The 23,334-nt window shown below is 57.8% G+C and carries 14 protein-coding genes; 9 read left to right on the top strand and 5 right to left on the bottom strand.

Annotated elements, in window-relative coordinates:
* The first annotated feature begins 289 nt into the window (after positions 1-289).
* From F8N80_RS28110 to F8N80_RS28100, 3 genes are all read left to right on the top strand, one after another.
* The gene (locus F8N80_RS28110; protein WP_150744101.1) at positions 290-1,090 is read left to right on the top strand and encodes an endonuclease/exonuclease/phosphatase family protein; all 801 of its coding nucleotides are present in this window, start codon (positions 290-292) and stop codon (positions 1,088-1,090) included.
* Between the two features lie 248 nt (positions 1,091-1,338).
* Positions 1,339-3,906, top strand: coding sequence for an autotransporter family protein (locus F8N80_RS28105; protein WP_150785181.1), 2,568 nt, complete (start codon positions 1,339-1,341; stop codon positions 3,904-3,906).
* Positions 3,907-4,203: 297 nt separating this feature from the next.
* Positions 4,204-5,271, top strand: a complete 1,068-nt coding sequence (locus F8N80_RS28100; RefSeq protein ID WP_150744099.1) for an autotransporter domain-containing protein — start codon at positions 4,204-4,206, stop codon at positions 5,269-5,271.
* Positions 5,272-5,405: 134 nt separating this feature from the next.
* Here the strand turns inward: F8N80_RS28100 and glgB are convergent, their stop codons facing one another.
* From glgB to F8N80_RS28085, 3 genes are all read right to left on the bottom strand, one after another.
* Entirely contained in the window at positions 5,406-7,637 is a 2,232-nt protein-coding gene (gene glgB, locus F8N80_RS28095; RefSeq protein ID WP_150744098.1) for a 1,4-alpha-glucan branching protein GlgB, read from the bottom strand.
* A gap of 2 nt (positions 7,638-7,639) precedes the next feature.
* Positions 7,640-10,981: a maltose alpha-D-glucosyltransferase gene (gene treS / locus F8N80_RS28090; RefSeq protein ID WP_150785180.1), complete on the bottom strand. Its 3,342-nt coding sequence runs from the start codon at positions 10,979-10,981 to the stop codon at positions 7,640-7,642.
* A gap of 200 nt (positions 10,982-11,181) precedes the next feature.
* Positions 11,182-13,176, bottom strand: coding sequence for an alpha-1,4-glucan--maltose-1-phosphate maltosyltransferase (locus F8N80_RS28085; RefSeq protein WP_150744096.1), 1,995 nt, complete (start codon positions 13,174-13,176; stop codon positions 11,182-11,184).
* A gap of 217 nt (positions 13,177-13,393) precedes the next feature.
* Here F8N80_RS28085 and F8N80_RS31300 point away from each other — a divergent pair, with 217 nt between their 5' ends.
* The 3 genes from F8N80_RS31300 (at position 13,394) to F8N80_RS28070 (ending at position 16,177) form a co-directional block, all read left to right on the top strand.
* Entirely contained in the window at positions 13,394-13,558 is a 165-nt protein-coding gene (locus tag F8N80_RS31300; RefSeq protein WP_191633001.1) for a hypothetical protein, read from the top strand.
* A gap of 1,138 nt (positions 13,559-14,696) precedes the next feature.
* Positions 14,697-15,434, top strand: a complete 738-nt coding sequence (locus F8N80_RS28075; protein WP_150785178.1) for an ABC transporter permease — start codon at positions 14,697-14,699, stop codon at positions 15,432-15,434.
* Positions 15,434-16,177, top strand: coding sequence for an AAA family ATPase (locus tag F8N80_RS28070; RefSeq protein ID WP_150785177.1), 744 nt, complete (start codon positions 15,434-15,436; stop codon positions 16,175-16,177). Before F8N80_RS28075 ends, F8N80_RS28070 begins: the two co-directional genes overlap by 1 nt.
* Positions 16,178-16,224: 47 nt before the next feature.
* Here the strand turns inward: F8N80_RS28070 and F8N80_RS28065 are convergent, their stop codons facing one another.
* Positions 16,225-16,725 carry an MgtC/SapB family protein gene (locus F8N80_RS28065; RefSeq protein WP_150785176.1) on the bottom strand — a complete coding sequence of 167 codons (501 nt, stop codon included), beginning with the start codon at positions 16,723-16,725 and terminating at the stop codon, positions 16,225-16,227.
* 127 nt (positions 16,726-16,852) lie between these two features.
* Here F8N80_RS28065 and F8N80_RS28060 point away from each other — a divergent pair, with 127 nt between their 5' ends.
* The 3 genes from F8N80_RS28060 (at position 16,853) to mapR (ending at position 20,283) form a co-directional block, all read left to right on the top strand.
* Positions 16,853-17,086 carry a DUF3203 family protein gene (locus F8N80_RS28060; RefSeq protein WP_150744091.1) on the top strand — a complete coding sequence of 78 codons (234 nt, stop codon included), beginning with the start codon at positions 16,853-16,855 and terminating at the stop codon, positions 17,084-17,086.
* Between the two features lie 195 nt (positions 17,087-17,281).
* A complete protein-coding gene (gene ccoG / locus F8N80_RS28055) occupies positions 17,282-18,712 on the top strand; it encodes a cytochrome c oxidase accessory protein CcoG (RefSeq protein WP_150785175.1) in 1,431 nt (476 codons plus the stop codon).
* A 161-nt stretch (positions 18,713-18,873) separates the two neighbouring features.
* Complete coding sequence (mapR, locus tag F8N80_RS28050) at positions 18,874-20,283, top strand: GntR family transcriptional regulator MpaR (RefSeq protein ID WP_150785174.1); 1,410 nt, start codon at positions 18,874-18,876, stop codon at positions 20,281-20,283.
* A gap of 249 nt (positions 20,284-20,532) precedes the next feature.
* Here mapR and F8N80_RS28045 read toward each other — a convergent pair whose 3' ends face one another.
* A complete protein-coding gene (locus F8N80_RS28045; protein WP_150785173.1) occupies positions 20,533-23,325 on the bottom strand; it encodes an RHS repeat-associated core domain-containing protein in 2,793 nt (930 codons plus the stop codon).
* Positions 23,326-23,334: the final 9 nt, after the last annotated feature.

The following is a 23,334-nucleotide window of genomic DNA, read 5'->3' as shown; positions in this document are numbered from 1 at the left end:
TCGGCGCTTGGGTGAAAGGAGGAGGGGCGAAATCTCCCACGGATCTGTACTGCGTCAACAGTCAGAATCGGGCTTTGTCCCTTCTCCTCCCTTCAAGTCCTAGCATACAAGCGGGCTTGCTCGCGAAGGCGGTCTGACAGTCATATCAATATTGAATGTGCCGCCGCCTTCGCGAGCAAGCCCGCTCCCACAGTTGATCGGCGGCGAACCCACTTTCCTGGAACCCTACTGAACTGCCCGCCCCCGCATCAGTCGCATACATAAGCAACCCTGAATCAGAGGAGTGAACGTGAGCAGTGATTCCAAGCCGCAGGCCACCCAATCCGCGCCGCTGGACACGCCACCGGTGGTTCATCGCCTGAGAGTTCTCACCGTCAACACCCACAAGGGTTTTACCGCGCTCAACCGACGCTTCATTCTCCCGGAATTGCGCGAAGCGGTGCGCAGCACCTCGGCGGACCTGGTATTCCTGCAGGAAGTGGTCGGCGAACACGAGCGTCATTCCTCTCGTTTCAACAATTGGCCGCAAACCTCGCAATACGAGTTCCTGGCCGACAGCATGTGGAACGACTTCGCCTACGGCCGCAACGCGGTCTACCCCGACGGTCACCACGGCAATGCCCTGCTGTCGAAATACCCGATCCGCGAGTACCGCAACCTCGACGTCTCGATCACCGGCCCCGAACGCCGCGGCCTGCTGCATTGCGTGCTGGACGTCCCGGGGCACCTCGAGGTGCACGCGATTTGCGTGCACCTGAGCCTGCTGGAAAGTCATCGCCAGTTGCAACTTCAGCTACTGTGCCAGCTGCTCGAATCCCTGCCTGACGACGCACCCGTCATCATCGCCGGCGACTTCAACGACTGGCAGCTCCAGGGCAATGCCGCCCTGGTGCGCCGCGACTACCTGCATGAAGCCTTCGAACGCCATCATGGCCGGCCCGCGAAGACGTACCCGGCGCGGTTTCCTCTTTTGCGACTGGACCGGATTTACCTGCGCAACGCCAGCAGTCATGACCCGCGGATCTTGGGCACCAAACCCTGGACACACCTGTCGGATCACTTGCCGTTGGCGGTGGAAGTCCACCTCTGATGACTCGCACTTATCCGCGCTACCTGTCATTTGTGTCAGTAGTCGCGCTGTAAATCTATTGCTACGGTGGCGGCGTCCGTATCGGCTTTGCATACGGGCATACGAGCCACTGTAGCCGTCGTTGCCGAAGGTTTTTCCAATACGGGTTATCCGCCTTCCCGATGCTGTCTCGCAACCCGCGCTACCGAATGCGTCCTTGCCTTGGTGACGAATTAGGCCTGGTCGCCAATCAATACGCGGAGACAAGCATGAGCTTTTCGACAAGGATGCCCAAGTACCGTTACGGCGCCTGCGCTGTTTCAATCTGCTTCTGTCTGGGCTGGCCACACACCGCTCACGGGAGTTGCACGCTGACGCCCGGCGCCGGCAACGACAACTTCGTGTGTGACAGTGCCAGCAGCGGGCCGCTGACCGACCTGTCGGGCAATAACAGTCTGACCTTCCCCGCCAATGGCAGCGGCACGATCAATGGCAACGTGACCTTCGGCGCCGGCAACGACAGCGTGGACATGAATTCCGGCATCCTCGCCGGCACACTCAATCAGGGCGACGGTGCTGACAGGTTGACGATCAGTGCCGGTCAGATCACCGGGGCTGTCAGCCAAGGCAATGGCGTCGACGATTTCAGCATGACCGGAGGCACCCTGCAGCCCCTTGCCCAAGGCGACAGTCGCGACACTTTCCTGATGACCGGCGGCACCATCGTCGCAGCTTTCGAGGATGGCGATACGGCGAGAATGACCGGGGGCAGCATCGGCCGGGTCGACATGAAACTCGATGACAATCTGTTCGATCTCTCCGGCGGGCAGATACTCGGCAACCTGGTGACCGGGTTCGGCACCGACACGATTATCGTTTCGGGTGGACGGATTGGCGGCAACGTCTCGGTCAGCGGCGGCAATGACAGCATCAGGGTGACGGGGGGTGAGATCGTCGGCGAGATTCGCGCCAGTGCCGGCGATGACACGCTGCTCTGGGACGGCGGCGGCATCGTGCGGTCGGCCATCCTCATGGGTGAAGACCATGACAGGGCAACCTTGCGCAATCTCGGTGAAAGCACCCTCGCCCTGACCCCGGCCATCGATGGCGGCAACGGTAACGACCTGCTGACGTTCGATGGAACCCGCTCGGCGGGTAGCGGGCGCTACAGTAACTGGGAAACGGTCAACCTGAACAACGGCTCACGCTTCGATCTGGACGGCACTGTTCGGCTGGGGGACAGCGTCAGCGGTACCGGCGTGTTCAACATTGACGGCAGCAGCACACTGACCTCGGCCCAGGGCAGTATCACGTCCTTTGCCGCTGGTCAGCTTGCAACCTTGAACAACGCCGGGGTGATCGACTTGAGCAGCGGCAATACCCGCACCAACGATACCCTGACGGTTCAGGGCAATTACGCGGGCAACAACGGTCAGCTTTTTTTACACAGTGCGCTGGGGGATGACAGCTCTGCCAGCGACAAATTATTGGTCAACGACGGGACATTGACGGGCAATACCCTGATTACCGTCACTAATCTTGGCGGCACCGGTGCCCTGACCCACCAGAACGGCATCCAGTTAGTACAGGCCCAGGGCACGGCCATCAGCAACAACGATGCCTTCGCACTCAAGGGCGCGGTGTCGGCCGGTGCGTTCGACTACCGCCTGTTCAAAGGGGGCGTTACCGCCGGCAGTGAAAACAGTTGGTTCCTGCGTTCGGCCGTTGTCGCGCCGGCGGTGACGACCATTCCCAATCCTGATCCGGGCTTGCCACCGATCACGGTTGCGGTGGTTGCCACACCGGTAGCGGCTCCCGCCCCGGTCGGTGGCCCCGAGCTGCCAGCGTTGCCCGCCGCTGTGCCAGGTGCCGCGCCGATTGCCCTTTACCGTCCGGAAGTCCCGACCTGGTCCGTGCTGCCGCCGGCGGCCGCGCAATTGACCCTGGCAGCTTTAGGCACTTTCCATGATCGCCAGGGCGAGCAGCGCCTGCTCACTGAAACCGGTGCCTTGGGCGCTGGCTGGGGCCGGGTCTACGGCAAAAACCTCGACCAGACCTGGGCGGGTACTGTGACACCGCGGCTCGACGGGTCGCTCAACGGCTTTCAGGTGGGCAATGACCTGTTCGGTTCGCAACTGGCGGGCGGGCAAACCTGGCGCACGGGTTTCTTCGTTGGCCACAATCGCCTGAAGGGCGATGTCGACGGCTTCAATCAGGGCTTCGAGGGCAAGCGCGCTGGCAAGGTAGAGCTGGAGGGCGACAGCCTCGGCCTGTACTGGACGCTGACCGATCCCGAGGGCGGCTACCTCGATACCGTGGCGATGTACAGCTGGCTCGACGGCGACAATCACTCCGAACGAGGCCTCACGCTCGACAATGAGGGCCACGTCCTGACCCTCTCGGCGGAGGCCGGTTACCCGTTCCCGGTAGCGGCAAACTGGGTGGTGGAACCTCAGGCGCAGGTGATCTACCAGAAAGTCGCCCTCGACAGCCAGGAAGACGGTATTTCGCACGTGTCCTTCGACTCCGACAGCGCCTGGACCGGACGCCTCGGGGCGCGGCTCAAGGGTCGCTACAGGGTCAGCGGCCAGCCACTGGAACCTTACCTGCGCGCCAACCTGTGGCACACCTTTGCGGGAACCGACAGGGTCACCTTTGACCACGCCGATCAAATCGAGACACGCCAGCAATCCACACAGGCCGACGTCGGCGTCGGGGTGATACTGAGTCTTGCCCCGTCGGTCAGCGTCTATGCCAGTGCCGATTACAGCAGCAATATCGACAGCCACCAGCAACGGGCCATGTCGGGCAATCTGGGCGTCAGGTTTAGTTGGTAGCTTAAGCGTCAGCTTTTTTGACGATTTGACGGACAAACAAGCGCTTAGAGAAGCGCCAAAAATCAGTCATTTAAATCCCCTAAAATACCAATACCGCTTATCGGCCAATTTCTTGACGCAACGTCAACGGTCTTCTTAGCTACACCGTACTACCCCCGGAACACACCAGGGGCAAGCCTCCAGACACCCGCGACCACGGGCGGCCAGAGGTTTGCCCAACCCATTCGGTCGCCCCTCATTCGGGGTAGGAGAGAGACGCCAAAGCGAGATAAGGCATGCTTGCAAGGGAGAGCCCCCATGAAAAAATCACTCACCCCACTAGAGATCAAATTGACGCTCTGCACGATCTCGAGTTCTCTCCTGCTGTGCTCATCCATGGAGGTGCATGCCTCGCCTGAAGGTCAAGCAACCATCCCCTGGTACGACCAGGACGTTCAGAAGCTGAACTTCCCCGCCCTCGCTGTAACCTATCCTGGCCGCTTCAATGCCAATCCTGACTTGCGCAGTTCACACCTCACTATTGAAGACGCCGCGCCGTTGGCCTGGGATCAGCTCTATGGGCAGGCATCGCGGCAGGCCCAGACCGATTATCAAGCCCAGGGCTTGTCCGTTCCGGGCACCAGCCAATTCAAAGGCCCGGCGATGCTGACCGTACAAAGCGGCAGCGGCCATACACAGCGGGTCGGCCTGATTGGCGGCACGAGTCAATTCCAGGGTAATAGCAAGGGTTTGCTGACCAGTCGCGCCCTTGCCGATCCCCATACCGAGACCCTCAACCTGCAAGGCGAGAGCCTTGGCGCCTACTGGAGCCTGACCGGCCCCCAGGGCTGGCATATTGACTTGAGTGCCAGTGGCGGCCGGGTCAACGGCTACACCCGCAACGGTCAGGGCGCCCGGCAAGCGACTGAAGGCAGCGCGGTGACGCTGTCGGTGGAAGGTGGTTTTCCGATTGGCCTGAGCGAAAACTGGGTGGTTGAACCCCAGGCACAGTTGATCAATCAACGGATTACCCTGGATACCCCGTATGGGGAATTGGGGAACACCTCGTCCAGCGACCTGACATCCTGGAGCGGCCGGGTCGGTGCCCGATTGAAAGGTAGTTACGACATCAACGGCCTGCCCGTGGAACCTTATGTGCGGACCAACTTGTGGCACACGGTGTATACCGGCAATACGGTGGGCCTCGATCAAGTCGACAAGATCAGCAGCAGCCGCTATTCATCGTCCGTCGAAGTGGGGTTGGGGTTGGTGGCGCGAGTGGCGCCCGCGGTGAGTCTGTACGTCAGCGCGGATTACAGCAGTGATGTGGATGACAATGATTTGAATGGGTTGATCGGGAGTCTTGGGGTGCGGATGCGGTGGTGAGTGTTTGACCTGAGGGAATGCATTGTTTGAGCTGACGCCTTCGCGAGCAAGCTCGCTCCCACATTGGATTGATGTCGTACATAAAACCAATGTGGGAGCGGGCTTGCTCGCGAAGGGCGCAACGCGGTGTTAGATCAACCCTCCGGTCGCAACATCAACACCGCGAGCGGCGGCAGATTCAACACCAGCGACAACGCCTGCCCATGGCTCGGCTCATCCTCGGTAAACGCCCCGCCGCTATTGCCGTAGTTGGAGCCGGCATAAGTCGCCGAATCGCTGTTGATCACCTCGGTCCAGCGCCCGGCGAACGGCACACCGACGCGATAAGCCTCGCGCGGTACCGGCGTGAAGTTTGCCACCACCAACACCGGCCGCCCGTCCTTGCTCCAGCGCAGAAAGGCATAGACGCTGTTGACCGCATCATCACCGATCAACCACTGGAAACCCTGCGGCGAGTCGTCCTGCTCGTGCAGTGCCGGCTCTTCGCGGTACAGCCGATTGAGATCGCCGACCAGTTTCTGCACGCCCTTGTGCTCCGAATACTGCAGCAGGTACCAATCGAGTTGCTGGTCGTGGTTCCACTCGCGCCACTGGCCGAACTCGCAGCCCATGAACAGCAGCTTCTTGCCCGGATGCCCCCACATGAAACTCAGGTACGCCCGCAAGTTGGCGAATTTCTGCCAGCGATCGCCTGGCATCTTGTCGATCAGCGAATGCTTGCCGTGCACCACCTCATCGTGGGAGATCGGCAGGATGAAGCGCTCGGACCACGCATACACCAGGCCGAAACTCAGTTCATTGTGGTGATGGGCGCGGTACACCGGATCCTGCTGGATGTAATGCAGCGAGTCGTGCATCCAACCCATGTTCCACTTGTAGTCAAAGCCCAGGCCGCCCTGTTGGGTGGTCTGGCTGACACCTGGCCACGCGGTGGATTCTTCGGCAATCACCAGCGCGCCAGGGGCTTCGAGGTCCACCACATCATTGAGATGACGCAGGAAATCGATGGCTTCAAGGTTCTCCCGGCCGCCATGCCGGTTGGGCACCCACTCGCCAGCCTTGCGCGAGTAATCGCGATACAGCATCGACGCCACGGCATCGACCCGCAGGCCATCGACGTGGAAATGCTTGAGCCAGTGCAGCGCCGACGCCAGCATGTAGCCGTGCACTTCGGTGCGGCCCAGGTTGTAGATCAGCGTGTCCCAATCCTGGTGAAAACCTTCCTGCGGATTGCCGTATTCATACAGCGCAGTGCCGTCGAATTGCGCCAGGCCGTGGGTATCGGTAGGAAAATGCGCCGGCACCCAATCGAGGATCACGCCGATTTCAGCCTGGTGACAGGCGTTGACGAAGGCGGCGAAATCATCCGGCGAACCGTAGCGGGCGCTCGGGGCGAATTGCGACAGCAGTTGATAACCCCATGAACCGCCGAACGGATGTTCCATGATCGGCATCAGTTCAATGTGGGTGAAACCCAGTTCCTTGACATACGGAATCAAGCGCTCGGCCATTTCATGCCAGGTGTACTGGCGGGCCACTTCGCCCAGATCGTCCAGCTCGCACTGCCAGGACCCGGCATGCAGTTCGTAGATCGACAGCGGCGCGTTCGGCCGATGACGGTCGCCGCGCGATAGCATCCAGTCCTGATCCTGCCAGTCGACTTTCAGCGGTGAAGCGACTTTCGAAGCGGTGTCCGGCGGCAGCGAGGTGGCCAGGGCCATCGGGTCGGCCTTGAGTGGAAGAATGCCGTGGCTGCCGAGGATTTCGTATTTGTAGGCCTCCCCCGCTTGCATGCGCGGGATGAAGACTTCCCAGACTCCGGTGGGATGGCGCAGACGCATGGGATGGCGGCGACCGTCCCAGTTGTTGAAGTCACCGACCACCGACACCCGTCTGGCGTTCGGTGCCCACACGGCAAAGCGCACGCCGTCGACACCGTCGATGGTCTTCAGTTGCGCACCGAGGCATGCACTGAGGTCGCGATGGTTGCCCTCGGCAAACAGGTACAAGTCCATCTCGCCGAGCAACGGGCCAAAGCTGTAAGGGTCTTCGGACAGTTGTTCGCCACCGGCCCAGCGGGTGCGCAGCAGATAGGGCTGGCTACTGTCGAAGTGCCCGACGAACAGTCCCGGTGTCTGGGTCGGCTCAAGGTTGCCGAGCTCCTCCCCGGAGTCCCTGGCCACTACCTGGACGCTCAAGGCGTCCGGCAGATAGGCCCGAATGAATTGCCCGCCGGCGCCATCGCCGTGGGGCCCGAGTATTGCAAAAGGGTCATGATGCTCGGCACGTACCAGAGCATCGATATCCCGTACCTTGGGCAGCAGCGCTTCTTTAGCGTGACCCTGTTCCCTGTTCGAGAAACTCATGACTACTCTCCATCAAAATCGGAAAAGGGTTTAAGCCCACTCAATAGCCCATACAAACCGTGCAGTGGCACGGGCAACCATGTGGGGCGATTTTCAGCCTCATACGCCACCTCATAAGCCGCCTTCTCCAGACCGAACAACGCCAGCGCGGCGTCCTCGCCTTCCGGATCTTGCCACGCATGAGCAAGACTAGCTGCAGCCAGCCGATAAGCGTCGATAAATGCTTGTTGTGCTTCATTTAAATAGCGTTCGGCGACACGCTGGCGAGCGGCCTGGGCCAGGTCGGTGTTGTCGACGTTGTGCACGTTGATCGTCATCGCCGCAGCATAGTCGAAGGAACGCAACACTCCACTCACATCTTTATAAGGACTGTGTTTGCCACGTCGCTCGTGCAGCGGGCGCGCCGGCTCGCCTTCAAAGTCGATCAGGTAAGCGTCGCCCTTGATCACCAGCACTTGCCCCAGATGCAAGTCGCCGTGGACACGGATACGCAGGCCACCGGCGGCCTTTTTGCCCAATTCTTGAACGTGACTGAGGACGGCTTTTTTGTTGTCCAGTAAACGACTGACCAGGGTTTTGTCCGCCGGGTTCAGTTCGCTTTGATGCTGTTTGAGCAACTTCAGGGCGTTTTCCAACTGCGCCGCCACATCCTTGGCCGAGGCCAGTGCCTCCTTCTGCGTGGTGACTTGCGGCGCGAAGTCCGGGTTGTCGGTCGGTGCCGCCAGGACCTGGTGCATTTCCCCCAGGCGCTGGCCGAGCATGCCGGCGAAGTCCCTCAGCTCGCCGAGGGCGTTGTAGTGCTGCTCCTGCTCGGACATGGCGTCGGCCAGTTCATCGCGCAACGCACGTTCCAGGTTGTTCTGCGTCCACTCCCAGGCATCCCCCTGATTGCTCAGGTAACCCTGGGCAATCATCAACAGATTGTCCTCGCCCGCCCCATCGCGACGAATCACCGAGCCCAGCAGCGGCGAAATATTGGCGAAACCTGCCTCGGTCAGGTACGCGCTCATTTCCAGTTCCGGGTGCACGCCCGAGGCGACTTTACGGATCAGCTTGAGCACCATGCTGCTGCCGACCACCACCGAGCTGTTGGACTGCTCGGCGGACAGGTAACGCACCTCCGGCTCGGCCGGGAGGCCCAGCCTGGCCAGTTCGTCGGTGGCTTCGAAACGGATCTCGCCGCCATCCGAAGGCAACAGGGTGTTGCTCTGCATGCCCTGCAACACGGCGCGGATGAAGTTTTCCAGGGCGAACGCATCGGTGATCAAACCGACCTGAGGCCCGCGTCGCACCCGAGACAGCGCCAGTTGCTGCGGCAACGCGGGGCCGACCTGATCATCGGCAATGAAGCCGAACGGCAATTGGTAACGGCTGGTCTGTCCGCCACTGGTGACTTCGATTTCACTGAGCAGCACCGGATGCTGCGCATCACCGAAGCGTACACCGTAAGCCAGGTGCACCTTCTCGATGGCCGCGTCCTTGCCCGCGAACCAGCGGCGGTTTTGCAACCAGCTGGGCAAGATGCCCTGCTCCAGCGTGCCACGGGACGGCGCTTCGAGCAGTTCTTCCAGGCGCTTCTTGAGCACCAGCGTCGTGAAGTCCGGCAGGCTTTGCGCCGGTTCTACGTGCCAGCTGGGCATTTGATTCTCCGTTGCGAGTCCGAACCAATAAAAACCGTAAGGTGCCAGGGTCAGCAGAAAATTCAACTGGCCGATCGGAGGAAAGGCGTTACCGCCGAGCATCTCCACCGGCACCATGCCGACGTAGGCGGACAGGTCCAGCTCCGCCGCTTGTGCACTGCGCGATACGTTGGCGACGCACAGGATGATTTCGTATTTGCCATCCGGCCCGTTGTATTCACGGGTATACGCCAGGATCCGGCGATTGCTCGGCGAGAGCATTTTCAGCGTGCCGCGACCGAAGGCCTTGGACTGCTTGCGCACGGCGAGCATGCGCCGCGTCCAGTTCAACAGCGAGTGCGGGTCGCCGGCCTGGGTTTCGACGTTGACCGACAGGTAGCCGTATTGCGGGTCCATGATCGGCGGCAGCACCAGGCTCGCCGGGTCGGCGCGGGAGAAACCGCCGTTACGGTCGATCGACCACTGCATCGGCGTGCGTACACCGTCGCGGTCGCCGAGGTAGATGTTGTCGCCCATGCCGATTTCATCGCCGTAATACAGGGTCGGCGTGCCGGGCATCGACAGCAGCAGGCTGTTAAGCAGCTCCACGCGGCGGCGGTCGCGCTCCATCAACGGCGCCAGGCGGCGGCGAATGCCCAGGTTGATCCGTGCCCGGCGGTCGGCCGCGTAGTAATTCCACAGGTAGTCACGCTCCTTGTCGGTGACCATTTCCAGCGTCAGCTCATCATGGTTGCGCAGGAAAATCGCCCACTGGCAGTTGGCTGGAATTTCCGGGGTCTGGCGCAGGATGTCGGTGATCGGGAAACGGTCTTCCTGGGCCAGCGCCATGTACATGCGCGGCATCAACGGGAAGTGGAACGCCATGTGGCACTCATCGCCGTTGAGGCCTTTGGCGTCGGTGTCGCCGAAGTACAGCTGCGTATCTTCCGGCCATTGGTTGGCCTCGGCCAAGAGCATACGGTCCGGGTAGTTGGCGTCGATTTCGGCACGGATCTGCTTGAGGACGTCGTGGGTCTCGGGCAGGTTTTCGTTATTGGTGCCGTCGCGTTCGATCAGGTACGGAATCGCATCCAGGCGCAAACCATCGATACCCATGTCGAGCCAGTAACGCATGACCGACAGCACGGCTTTCATCACTTGCGGGTTGTCGAAGTTCAGGTCCGGCTGGTGCGAATAGAAACGGTGCCAGAAGTACTGGCCGGCCACCGGATCCCAGGTCCAGTTGGACTTCTCGGTGTCGAGAAAGATGATGCGGGTGCCGTCGTATTTGTGATCGTCATCGGACCAGACATAGAAATCCCGCGCCGCCGAACCTTTCTTGGCCTTGCGTGCGCGCTGGAACCAGGCGTGCTGGTCCGAGGTATGGTTGATGACCAGCTCGGTAATCACCCGCAGGCCACGTTTGTGGGCCTCGGAAATGAAACGCTTGGCATCGGCCATGGTGCCGTAATCGGCATGCACGCCACGGTATTCGGCGATGTCGTAGCCATCGTCGCGCCGTGGCGAGGGATAGAAGGGCAACAGCCAGACGGTATTGACACCCAGATCGGCAATGTAATCAAGTTTGGCGATAAGCCCGGGAAAGTCGCCGATCCCGTCATTATTGGAGTCGAAAAACGATTTGACATGAACCTGGTAGATCACTGCATCCTTGTACCAGAGCGGATCCTTGATAAAGGTGGCTGCCTTGGGTTTCTTCGCCATTTGAAACTCCTGTTGAATTCAAATTTACCGCGGAGCCGAGTGCAAACCTCAGTGACACCGCTGTCCTGGGGGAGCGGGCTTGCTCCGGGCGGCGTTCCGACGAAGAGGGAGTGTCAGTCGGCATTGATGCTGCCTGACCCACCGCCTTCGTCGGAACGCCGCCCGGAGCAAGCCCGCTCCCACATTTGGAGCGCATGTCTTTAGACGGTGAATCGCCAGATCCCGAACGGCTGATGCGCCGGGTCGATGCGCATGAACTGGTACTTGCCGTGCCAGGTCCAGCGATGGCCGTTCATCAGATCTTCGCCCTGGCTGCTGGCGTCATCGGGCAACCCCATCTCCCACAGCGGTAATTCGAAATTCGCTTCCTGGACGTTGTGCGGATCCAGGCTGATCGCCACCAGAATGAAATTGCTGCCATCGGCACTGCGTTTGCCGAAATACAGAATGTTGTCGTTCCAGGCGTTGTAGACCTTCAGCCCCAGATGCGTCTGCAGGGCCGGGTTCTGCCGGCGAATCCGGTTGAGCTGGGCGATCTCGGCAATGATGTTGCCCGGCGCGGTGAAGTCCCGAGGGCGGATTTCATACTTCTCGGAGTTGAGGTATTCCTCCTTGCCCGGCACAGGTGCCGCTTCACAGAGCTCGAACCCTGAATACATGCCCCACAGACCGGAGCCCATGGTCGCCAGTGCCGCGCGGATCAGAAACCCGGCGCGCCCGCTTTCATGCAGGAATGCCGGGTTGATGTCCGGCGTGTTGACGAAGAAGTTCGGCCGGTAGCACTCGCGCCACGGCGACTCGTTGAGTTCGGTGAAATAGGTCGCCAGTTCGGTCTTGGTGTTGCGCCAGGTGAAGTAGGTGTAGCTCTGGGTGTAACCGACCTTGCCCAGTCGCGCCATCATCGCCGGGGTGGTAAAGGCTTCGGCCAGGAAGATCACTTCCGGGTACAACGCCCGCACATCGGCGATCAGCCATTGCCAGAACGGCAGCGGCTTGGTGTGGGGGTTGTCGACGCGAAAGATCTTCACGCCCTCCTCGACCCAACCGACCACGATGTCGCGCAACTCTACCCAGAGACTGGGAATCGCATCGGTGGCATAGAAGTCCACATTGACAATGTCCTGGTATTTCTTCGGCGGGTTTTCGGCGTATTTGATCGTGCCGTCCGGCCGCCAGTTGAACCAGCCAGGGTGCTGTTGCAGCCACGGGTGGTCCTGGGAACACTGGATGGCGAAATCGAGGGCGATTTCCAGCCCATGCTCAGCCGCTGCCGCCACCAGCCGGCGGAAGTCTTCGCGGGTGCCCAGTTCCGAGTGAATCGCCTCATGCCCGCCCTCTTCGCTGCCGATGGCATAGGGGCTGCCGGGATCGTCCGGCCCGGCGCTCAGGGAGTTGTTGGGGCCTTTGCGGTAACTGCGGCCGATCGGGTGGATCGGCGGGAAATACAGCACGTCGAAGCCCATGTCCTGGATCATCGGCAGCCGCGAGTGCACATCGTTGAAGGTGCCGTGGCGGGCCGGGTCATCGGTGATCGAGCGTGGAAACAATTCATACCAACTGGCGAACTGCGCCAGTCCGCGCTCGACGTCCAGCGGATACTCGGGGCTGAGGCTCAAATAAGCGCGGTGATCGGCCTGGGCCATCAACTCGGCACTGCGCTGGTGCATGAACAGCGCGACCTGCTCGGTTTCGAGCAGCCCGGACAATTCATGGTGCAGCGCCGCCAGGTCCTCGCTCAACTGGCCTTCGGCACGCTCCGCCGCTTGCTGGACCTGGTTGCGTCCTTCCTGCAACTCCAGACTGACGGGCACCCTCGCCAGATGCTTTTTCTCCAGCTCATAACGGAAGCTGGCGAACTGATCGATCCAGGCTTGGATACAAAATACATAACGGCCCTGCTCCACCACATGGAACTGGCCCCGCCAGCCATTATTGCCCAGGCTGGCCATGACCTCGCTTTGCCAGGTCTCATCGCCATCGGCACGCCAGCGCACCCGCACGGCCAGTTGATCGTGGCCATCGGCAAAAACCTTGCTGGTCACCACCACGTCCTGCCCCGCCACGGCCTTGACGGCAAACTGCCCGCCATCGAGGGTCGGCATGGTGTTTTCGATCGCGATGCGCGGCAGCAGCAAAGCCTGCGACAACGGCATATGCGGGTTGTAGTTGAGCTCTGTCGGTTTTTCAGCAGTCATCGAGCATCTCTCCTTTACGCCCCATGGACGCTCTTGTGCTTGGTCGCCACTCACGCAAGGCCGTCGGCCCCGGAATGAACTCACTTAGATTCCGAGCGACGGGCGCGGGTAAAAGTTCACGGGGATTTGCCAGGCCTTCGGGGGAATCAATTCCTCTGTGCAGCGGTCAATCCACTTAAGCACGTCTTACGCCATGTGCCACAAGGAGGCTTCAACGATGAGTATTCCCATCCCGGCTGAAACGCCCGATCCGAACATCGATAACCCGACGATTCCGCCGACCGAGCCACAACCGGTGCCTGAGCAAGAGCCACCGGGGACCACCCCGCCGCCGCGGGAAGATCCGCCGGAGACGATGCCGCCGGTGGTCGTCAAACCATAAAAGGTGTTTTAGCGACAAAATGAACTGGCGCAGGCTCGGACCGCATTCGGAGGATCCTTTGATCCTCCACAATTCCAACCCACTAAATGATCAAAATCAAAAGATCGCAGCCTGCGGTAATCAGGTCCTCTCGAAAACCTTCAAAATCTCGATACCACCCCCAAAGCACAAACGCCAAAAACCTACTGACGCCGCCGTGCGACCAAACTGACCAGTACGGCCCTCCTGCCCCTCCGAGACGACCGTCTGTCGCTTTTTTAAAAAAATTGGCTGATTCAAAAAAAAACAACACCTGTAGAAGTAAGAAACTTCCTAGCCCGTCCCACAAACGGAGGCCATCGACAGCACACCAGTATCTTTCAATTTCACGATACCTAAATCATAGTTTTTTAAGGATTCTAAAAAGAACACTCACGCAGTGTTGAACTTTAAACTTTAAAGCAAACAAAAAACAATCCAATGTTCTTGTATGAATTATCCTGTAAATCTGAATGAAATTTCCTACGCGAAGAAAATCAGTTGCTTGCAACCGTCCCCCAAAGAAACTAAACATAGAGTCGTCACTTAACACGGGTGACACTTACTTCAACTACGAGTGATTAACAATGAACGACGAAGACCTAGGTACCATTCTTTTCAATTTTGGCGATGAACTTGACCTCGGCTCATGCCCCCATATAGCCGGAGGTTCCGGCGGCCAAGGCGGATGCGGGGGCAGTGGTGGTTGTGGCGGCGGGGGCGGTTGTAGCGGAGGAAGTGGGGGACCGATAGAAAAATCGAGGACATTAAAGACCCGTACTTGAGGCACTTTTTAAACTGCAACACTTACCAGACATTCAAAGAGATAACTTCTATTGAGACAAGCAGCGTCACCACGCTAAAATCATCGCACGAGTTTAGCTTGCCCAGCCTTTTAGCTATATTGAAAAGCCAACAGATTGACGGATACTTCTACATAAAAACGACCACCATAAACGATGATGTGTATTTTTTTTGCAAGTTTGTGTCGCCAGACTTGTTTTTGCATATGAATAACTCAAGAAATATAAATATCCACAATAGATACTCTGAGAGCTTCATCAATCAGATATCAGCTGATCGACAAAAAATAATGGTCCCATTTCCATAAAGGTGAACTATGACCACTCTCACCCTAAGAGCTTTAGAGCTTTCACTACTTTTTATAAAGGAGCAGCTAAAAGAACCTATCGCAGTTTTCTGGATGATCATCTCACCGGCGGCAATATATTACTTACTTTCTTATTCCAGAATGGACCCCATTCTTTCGGGGATTAGCTATATAGAAAGCACCTCATGGTTCCATGCATACATTTCTTCGAGCGTCGCATTTTTTGGCTTTGCCTTTTACATTATAGGAAGGAGAGAAAGCGGCTTCATCAGATCTTTCATTTATACATCTGAAGCCAAATTAATATTCCTGCTGGCACAATTTTTAGCGTACTCACTAATATCCTTTATTTACTGCGCCATTTTCTATGTATTAACGTACTTCCCTTTTGGCTCTTTCGATCCATGTACCTTCTTAACAATTCTAAGCCGTTTCTATATTTGCTATATACTGTTCAGTGTGCCGGGAATCTTATTAACCTTATTACCAATAAACTTCCAAAATGCTAATACAATTTTTTCGATAACATCATTTGCAATGCTGGCACTCGGCATTCTCAGCACTCGCGAACCTCATCCTATAGTCGAACTGATAAACACCATTAACCCACTATACATTGCTAACACCATCATGAGTCGAGGATTCGAAAATTACGAAACAATGCTATCTATACTTATTTCGTTTGTTTCAGCTTTCTTACTGTCGTTGCGTTTTTTGCGCATAAACCCAGTATGGAGTCGATACTAATGAGAACGTTGAGCGCCAAGTCCATCTCCTTCGAGTATTCCGGAAAAATAATATTTGACGACGCATCAATCCATGTTCCCGCGGGCTCCGTTACCGGTCTACTCGGCCCAAATGGTTCCGGTAAGACTACGTTTTTTGACATTATTTGCGGATTAAAAAAAGCAAAAAAAGGAATCCTATCCAATGATTTTTCAAATCAGCTTTATCTTTCACAGACCGTCATGACTCCCCCAGCGCTGCGAATGTTTGATATTTTTAAAATGACCACATTACTTTGTTCTTCGAGTCACATATCGCAGGAGCAGGCTTTGAAAAAACTCAGCACTTGGAGTCCGGAGATAGTTGAACGTTACAAGGATATCTGGACAAAGAAATCTTCGGTGTGTAGCTATGGTGAAAAACGTTGGTTCTTTACGCTTTCGTTGCTGGCCGTTGAAGCGGATCTGGTGATTTTGGATGAGCCAACTGCCGGAGTTGACCCTGAATTCAGACATTATATTTGGAAGTGCCTGCGCGGAGCTGCTAACGAGGGAACTGCAATTTTAGTGTCATCACATAGCATCGAAGAAGTTGCAAACAATTGCAGTAACTTCTACATGATTAGCCAACAAAAATTTAAACCATTCGACTCCGGAAAAGAGTTCATGCACCGCTACGGTAGCAATACGCTGGACGAAGCCTTTATCCGTGCGGCTGCAGACCATACCCCCGGCATCACGGCTCCCTATACTTCAACAACTTGATTACACAGTCACAGATCGAACCGAAAACCGTGAGTGAGCAAGAGTTTCTACGAGTTGTGATCCTTCTCGAAGATCTTCACGATTTTCGGCATCACACCCAGGATCAACAATGCCAGCAATGTACTGAGCACCGCTGTCGCCTCGCGCCCCAGTCCGGCTGAAACACCGATGGCCGCGGTCATCCACAAGCCGGCGGCGGTGGTCAGGCCTTTGACGTGGCCTTCATCGCCCTCCTGGTTTTTCAGGATGGTGCCGGCCCCGAGAAAGCCGATCCCGGCGATTACGCCCTGCACCACCCGACTCATGGCATCGGCCTGGGAGCCGGACATTTGCGGCACTAGCACAAACAGCGCCGCCCCCAGCGCCACCAGCATGTGGGTGCGCACCCCGGCGGCCTTGCCCTTTTGTTCGCGTTCGAAACCGAGAATCCCGCCCAACAGTGCGGCCATCAGCAGGCGCACGGTGATGCGCGTCAGTTGGGAGGCGTCGCCGATGTCGGCGAACTCCGCTTGCAGGGTCACCCAAACCTCATGCCACCAGGCGTTCATGGCGCAGTCCTTGTAATGAATGGCTCGATAGAGGATGGACCGCGGCGACCATTAATCGGTTGCACAGAACGATGTCCGCCCATTACGCCCTAACAGTTTAGAACCCGACGAGAAAAGGCGACCTCACATGTCGATACGTATCGAAAACCAGACCTGCTTCTTCACGACCGAGAACGGCGAAGAAATTCGTCTGTGCCCCGACGTCACCATCATTACTGACTCTGAAATGGCCATGTCAGCGGTGGAGCTTGATGGCCAGCGTATCTACATCACCGAAGCAGAAGCCGATGCATTGACCGTAGCAGGTGCCGTCGACGGCCGCAGGCATTTGAAGGCCACCGACAGTGATTCGGTGATTTGACTGACCCGTATCAACAACAGCGTCCGGCGCCTGGTATAGGCGCCAGCATCCCGCTGTGACAGGTGCTTCAACGTGTCGCAGGCAGCGGGTTCCAGCCCATCTGATCCGCTTTTTATTGCAATACCTGAGTCTGTTATGCAAACAGATCACCGCGCATAGTGCTCACGCCTGATGGAGGCTGATGAGCGACAGACCATGAGCGATAGAATCCCCGTCCGAACCCTGGAAAGCGCACCCTTAGTACACAGCTACGAGCCTTCGCGTGCAAAGATAAAGGCCAAGTCCAGCGACAACCTGATCCATACCCGCAGCTTCACCGGCCTGTTCCGCACATTACGCATGAGCGGCGCGGGTTTTCTGTTTGTGCTGTTTTTCGGCACCGTCTGGTTGAACTGGGGCGGCCGCCAGGCGGTGCTCTGGGACCTGTCCGAAAGTAAATTCCACATCTTCGGCGCGACCTTCTGGCCGCAGGATTTCATCCTGCTCTCGGCGTTGCTGATCATTGCCGCGTTCGGCCTGTTTGCGATCACCGTGTTCGCCGGGCGGGTCTGGTGTGGCTACACCTGCCCCCAGAGCTCCTGGACCTGGATCTTCATGTGGTGCGAGAAAATCACCGAGGGTGAACGCAACCAGCGCATCAAACTGCAAGCCGCGCCCTGGGGCCTGAACAAACTGATCCGGCGCTCGATCAAGCACAGTTTGTGGCTGGCCATCAGCTTGCTGACCGGCCTGACCTTTGTCGGTTACTTCACGCCGATCCGGCCACTGGCCGAAGAGTTGCTGACCCTGCAAATGGGCGGCGTGAGCCTGTTCTGGGTGTTGTTTTTCACCGGCGCCACTTACCTCAACGCCGGCTGGCTGCGTGAGGCGGTGTGCATGCACATGTGCCCGTATGCACGGTTCCAGAGCGTGATGTTCGACAAAGACACCCTGACCATTTCCTACGACGTCGCCCGTGGCGAATACCGTGGCCCACGCAAACGTGAGGTGGCACCGGCGCAAGTCGGCCTCGGTGATTGCATCGATTGCCAACTCTGCGTGCAGGTCTGCCCCACCGGGATCGACATCCGCGACGGTTTGCAAATGGAATGCATCGGCTGTGCCGCGTGCATCGACGCCTGCGATTCGATCATGGACAAGATGGGCTATGCCCGTGGGCTGATTAGCTACACCTCGGAACATGAGTTACAGGGCGGCAAGACCCGGCTGCTTCGGCCTCGGCTGATGGGTTACACCGCCGTGCTGCTGGTGATGATCGGCGCGCTCGCCCTGGCGTTGGTGGAACGGCCGATGGTCTCGCTGGACGTGAGCAAGGACCGTGGCCTGTTTCGCGAGAACAGTCAGGGCCAGATTGAAAACATTTATAGCCTGAAGGTCATCAACAAGACCCAGCAACGTCAGGACTACCGCTTGACCCTGGTCGATGGCGACGGCTTCCAGTTGCAAGGCAGGACTGAACTGAGCCTGGCGTCTGGCGAGATCGTCGATGTGCCGGTGTCGGTGGCGATGACGGCGCAACGGCCGAGCAGCAGCTCGCAGACCATCAGTTTCAAGATTGTGGACCGTGATGAGCCCGATATTTATAGCGTGGCCAAGAGCCGGTTTGTTGCGCCGATGAACAGATGATCCCTTAGACTGCGGTGCTGCCATTCGCGGGCAAGTCGGATCGACGCACCGCTCGCTCCTACGGTCCCCACCGTACTGTAGGAGCGAGCGGTGCGGCGATCCGACTTGCCCGCGAAGAAGTCACCCCGATTTTTCTGAATGACAACCCCTCCAGGCACCCGATGAAACGCTACGAAAAATTCGCCGACGACATCGCTGAACTGATCCGCTCCGGCGTCCTCGGCCCCGGCCAGCGTGTGCCTTCGGTGCGCTATGCCAGTCAGACCTATGGCGTCAGTCCGTCCACGGTGTTCCAGGCCTATTACCTGCTCGAACGCCGCGGGCTGATCCGCGCCCGGCCACGTTCCGGCTACTTCGTCAACGTCCATGCACCGAGCCCGTTTTCCGAGCCGGTGATCAGCAGCCAGGTCAATGAATCCACCGAAGTCGACGTCAGCGAACTGGTATTCTCGGTCCTCGACTCAATCAAGGACCCCACCACCGTGCCCTTCGGCTCGGCTTTCCCCAGCCCGGCCCTGTTTCCCCTGCAGCGCCTTTCGCGCTCCCTGGCCAGTGCCGCCCGGGACATGGACCCGCGCATGGTGGTCACCGACATGTCGCCGGGCAACCCGCAACTGCGTCGACAAATCGCCCTGCGCTACATGGTCGCCGGGTTGATGCTGCCCATTGAAGAGCTGCTGATCACCAACGGCGCGCTGGAAGCCCTGAATCTGTGCCTGCAAGCCGTCACCGAGCCTGGCGACCTGGTGGCCATCGAAGCGCCAGCGTTCTACGCCTGCCTGCAAGTGCTGGAACGCCTGAAGCTCAAAGCCGTGGAAATCCCCGTGCACCCGCGCGACGGCATCGACCTTGGCGTGCTCGCGCAAACCCTGGAGCGCCACCCGATCAAGGCTTGCTGGTGCATGACCAGTTTCCAGAACCCGATGGGCGCGACCATGCCCGAGGCGAAAAAGCGTGAACTGGTGGAGTTGCTGCGCGTTCATCAGGTGCCGCTGATCGAAGACGATGTCTACGCCGAACTCTATTACGGGCAACAAGCGCCGAAACCGGCCAAAGCCTTCGACACAGAGGGCCTGGTGATGCACTGCGGTTCATTCGCCAAAAGCCTGGCCCCCGGCTACCGCATCGGCTGGGTCGCTGCCGGGCGATATGCGCAGAAGATCGAACGCCTGAAACTCATGACCTCGCTTTGCGCGTCGATGCCAGCCCAGGCGGCCATTGCCGACTACCTGCAGCATGGCGGTTACGACCGGCATTTGCGCAAACTGCGTTACGCGCTGGAAGAACAGCAGAGCGCGATGTTGGCCGCCATCGCTCGCTATTTTCCGGCGCAAACCCGGGTCAGTCAGCCGGCGGGTGGCTACTTTTTGTGGCTGGAATTGCCGGCGCAGATGGATTCGTTGAAGTTGTTTCAGATGGCCTTGGCGCAGGGGATCAGCATTGCGCCGGGACCGATCTTTTCACCGGTGCAGCGGTTCAGGAATTGTATTCGGTTGAATTATGGGAGTCCGTGGGATGAGGCTGCGGAGAAGGCGATGGAAACGTTAGGGCGGATTGTGTGGTCGTTTTAAAATTACGAGACTATTAATTTCCGTGATCAAGGCGGCGTGCTTCGCATTTGTCGACGGCGTATGGCTACGCACATCGCTGGGAAAGAATGTGCGGTCACTCAATAGTTCGAGTTAGCAGGCAAACCGGTACAAACTCCCGGGTGCAGCCCGGGAGTTTTTAACGGAGATCGCCCGCGAGATGAGCGTTTGGTGCTCAGCGGCGTGATCTGGATGCTTTGCTGAAATGCCTTTCTATAAATGGGAGCATGATTATAATGGCCAGCCATCATCGCTTATTTGACTTGTTCTCCTTCTATCCGAAAAAACGAAACCCGCAATATTATCCGCATTTCTGAGTGCCATTCTGCTTCTAAGAGATGGATCTGCTCTAAACCTTCTTGCAGCCTCCTCAATGTTGGCGCCCCCAGCCTCCTCAATAAAATTATGTTGAATCTTGGGATGAATCTCATTGGGGTAAACCCCCGCCAGCGTTATTGCCGTTGCCCGTGACGCAGTCTGGTTTTGATCATCCCATGTTGATCGGTCATCCGTACGGTCCGCTACATCACCAAAACTTGAGTACAAATACCAATAATCCTTAGTTGCCTTGCCCGCAACATTTTGATGGCTAAATTCATGCACCAATACATGCGCAATGTCACCAACTGTTGCCGAATCAATAAATGTCGAATTGATATATACTTTATGCCTTCTATCTTCGTGATATATAAAAGCGCTAGCCTTGGAACGCTTGCCTTCATCATCTCTAAAGAAAACAAATTTCTCCGGCTTTTTCTGAATGCGCTCAATATTCGACAATATACTCTGGTAGTGGTCCTCCAACTGAACAACACCATCTTCAGTCTGTTTACCAAAAAAATTGTCGTACGAATTTGTATCATGCTTATTCTCGCGAAGCTCAAATAGAGTTCGCGTTACTTCATCTTTAGCTTTTTTCAGACCTTCATTCAAAAGCCGAGACACCTCAGGAGATTTTTTACCGAAGCTTTTCAAACCACGTTGGGTTATTAGGTGGCGAATTCCAGTACGAGTCTCGAGGCGATAGTCGAAAAATTTTCGTAAAACCGGAAAATGCCCCTGGACATCAACAAAGTTAGCCGGACTATTTCTCACGAAACGAAAAAAATTCAACCCATCCACTTCTCCCGCCGGATCCGGATTCAACCACCGCTGTAGCCACGGCGCGTAATAGCGCGCACCGTAGTAATAAAGCCCCGTTGTGTCCCTTTCCTTGCCTGAATAACGAATGGTCTTGTAGCTGGTCTCCACCTCATGCTGCCCCGCCAACCAGGCCGTGCCACCAAATGGGTAATACACTTCCTGACTGATCGGTTTCGCCTGCGCATCCACCTCGATTGCACTGGACCCCAGGTGATCGTCGAAGCAGTAACGCAACTGATCATTGTCCACGCCATTGGGTGGCGGACTGTCCCAATGCAGCAGGCGCACCGAACAGCGGCCAGCCTGAACACTGACCACCTGCAACCGCTCGCCGGTGGCGCTGTCGGTGTGCAATTCGATGCCCGGCAGATAACGCACTTCGCCCGCATGAGTGACAGATTTCGCCGCAGCGGTGCGCCATTTTCGCAGGCGTTGCCCTTCGTTGTCATACACATACCGCTCCAGGTCATCGTTGCCGTCTGCTCGACTAACCTGGGTAATCTGCGTCAACTGACTACGGCCGTTCCACTGCAACCTTTGCCCCGGTTGCAGTTCCAGCAGATTGCCGCGGGCATCGAACAGCTCGTCAAGGTTCGCGCCCGGTCGGATTTTGATGCTGCGATTGCTGTGCGGCGCCACCTGCATGTTCAAGGTGTCATCCACCGCCCCCTGATGAACGCGTTGCAGCAGATTGCCCGCCTCATCGTAATGGTAGGTTTCGCTGTAGTTGCACCAGCGGCTCGCGTCGAGTGGGCCGAAGGGTTGCCAGACCGGTAGTGCCGGTCCCAGTGACGGCTTGGCGGATTCCCAGCCCGAGGCTTCGATCAACTGGTACAGGGTGTCGTAGGCGAAATGTCGAACCGGTTCGATCCGTTGATTGGCGAAGTACTGTATGGGTAATGCCGCATCCGCGATCTGCGTGATATTGCCAGCCGGGTCATGGCGGTAGCTCAGGTTCTGCAAAAACACACCGCCCGGGTCTTGATTGGCCAGCGACAGGAGGTGGCCATCGGCCGGATCATAACTGGAAAAGGTTCGCATGCCGTTGCCGGTCAGCTCCTGTTGAACCTGCCCTGAAGCATTGTATTCGATGCCACTGACCGGCGTCTCGGCAGTGGTCTGTTCGGAGCGCTGCAGGCGAACTTCGCGCAGTTGACCGGCCCGATCATGCGCGAAGTGCCGGACATGACCTTTAACATCGGTCTGGCTCAGCGCTTCGCCGGTCGCCGCGAAGTGCCATGCAGAACGCGAACCGTCACCCGGCTCCAGCAACGAGTTGCGCTCAGCTTCGGTGACGGGCCAGTCAGGCGGTTCAAGGCTGTCGAGGAAACGCCGGTCCTCAGCCAGGACCGCTCCCGTCAGTCCATACTCGGGCAGCCATCGGCTACCTGCTGGATCATCATGACGCACCGGTTGGCCGCAACGATTGTGCAGTGCATTTTCTGGAGAGGAACTGGCCCAGATGATCCGTTCGGCACAGCGCTCGGTTTCCTCGAAGCAATACTCATGAATCGCTACCGGTCGCAGCAAGGAATCATGCTCGGTACGACGATGCCAGCCTCGCTGATCCCACGATTCACACGCCGGCCCGCCCGCACCGGACAGGTCAAGCTGCCAGCCCGCATCGACGCTGTCACTGCAAAGCGTCTGCCCTGACAGATCGTGAAAAGTCGACAGGTTTGTCGGCACCGAAGTGCCCGACTGCAACAGTGCAAACAACCGGGGATCGCGTTGTTGAGTGAGCCGGCCAGCAGCGTCGTATAGCTGATGCGTGACCCGAGCCTCGACAGGATCGCCGATTGCGCGCCGATAATAGGCCATTGCACGAACAGGTAAACCGCGTGGTTCAATGACACTGATTGAAGGCGTGTGGTTGTGCAATTATGGCGC

This window comes from Pseudomonas fluorescens, assembly GCF_902497995.1.
In the GTDB taxonomy this organism is placed as follows: Bacteria; Pseudomonadota; Gammaproteobacteria; order Pseudomonadales; family Pseudomonadaceae; genus Aquipseudomonas; species Aquipseudomonas fluorescens_BK.
Note: the sequence above shows the minus strand (reverse complement) of the source record. Positions and strands in the feature narration are given on the sequence as shown.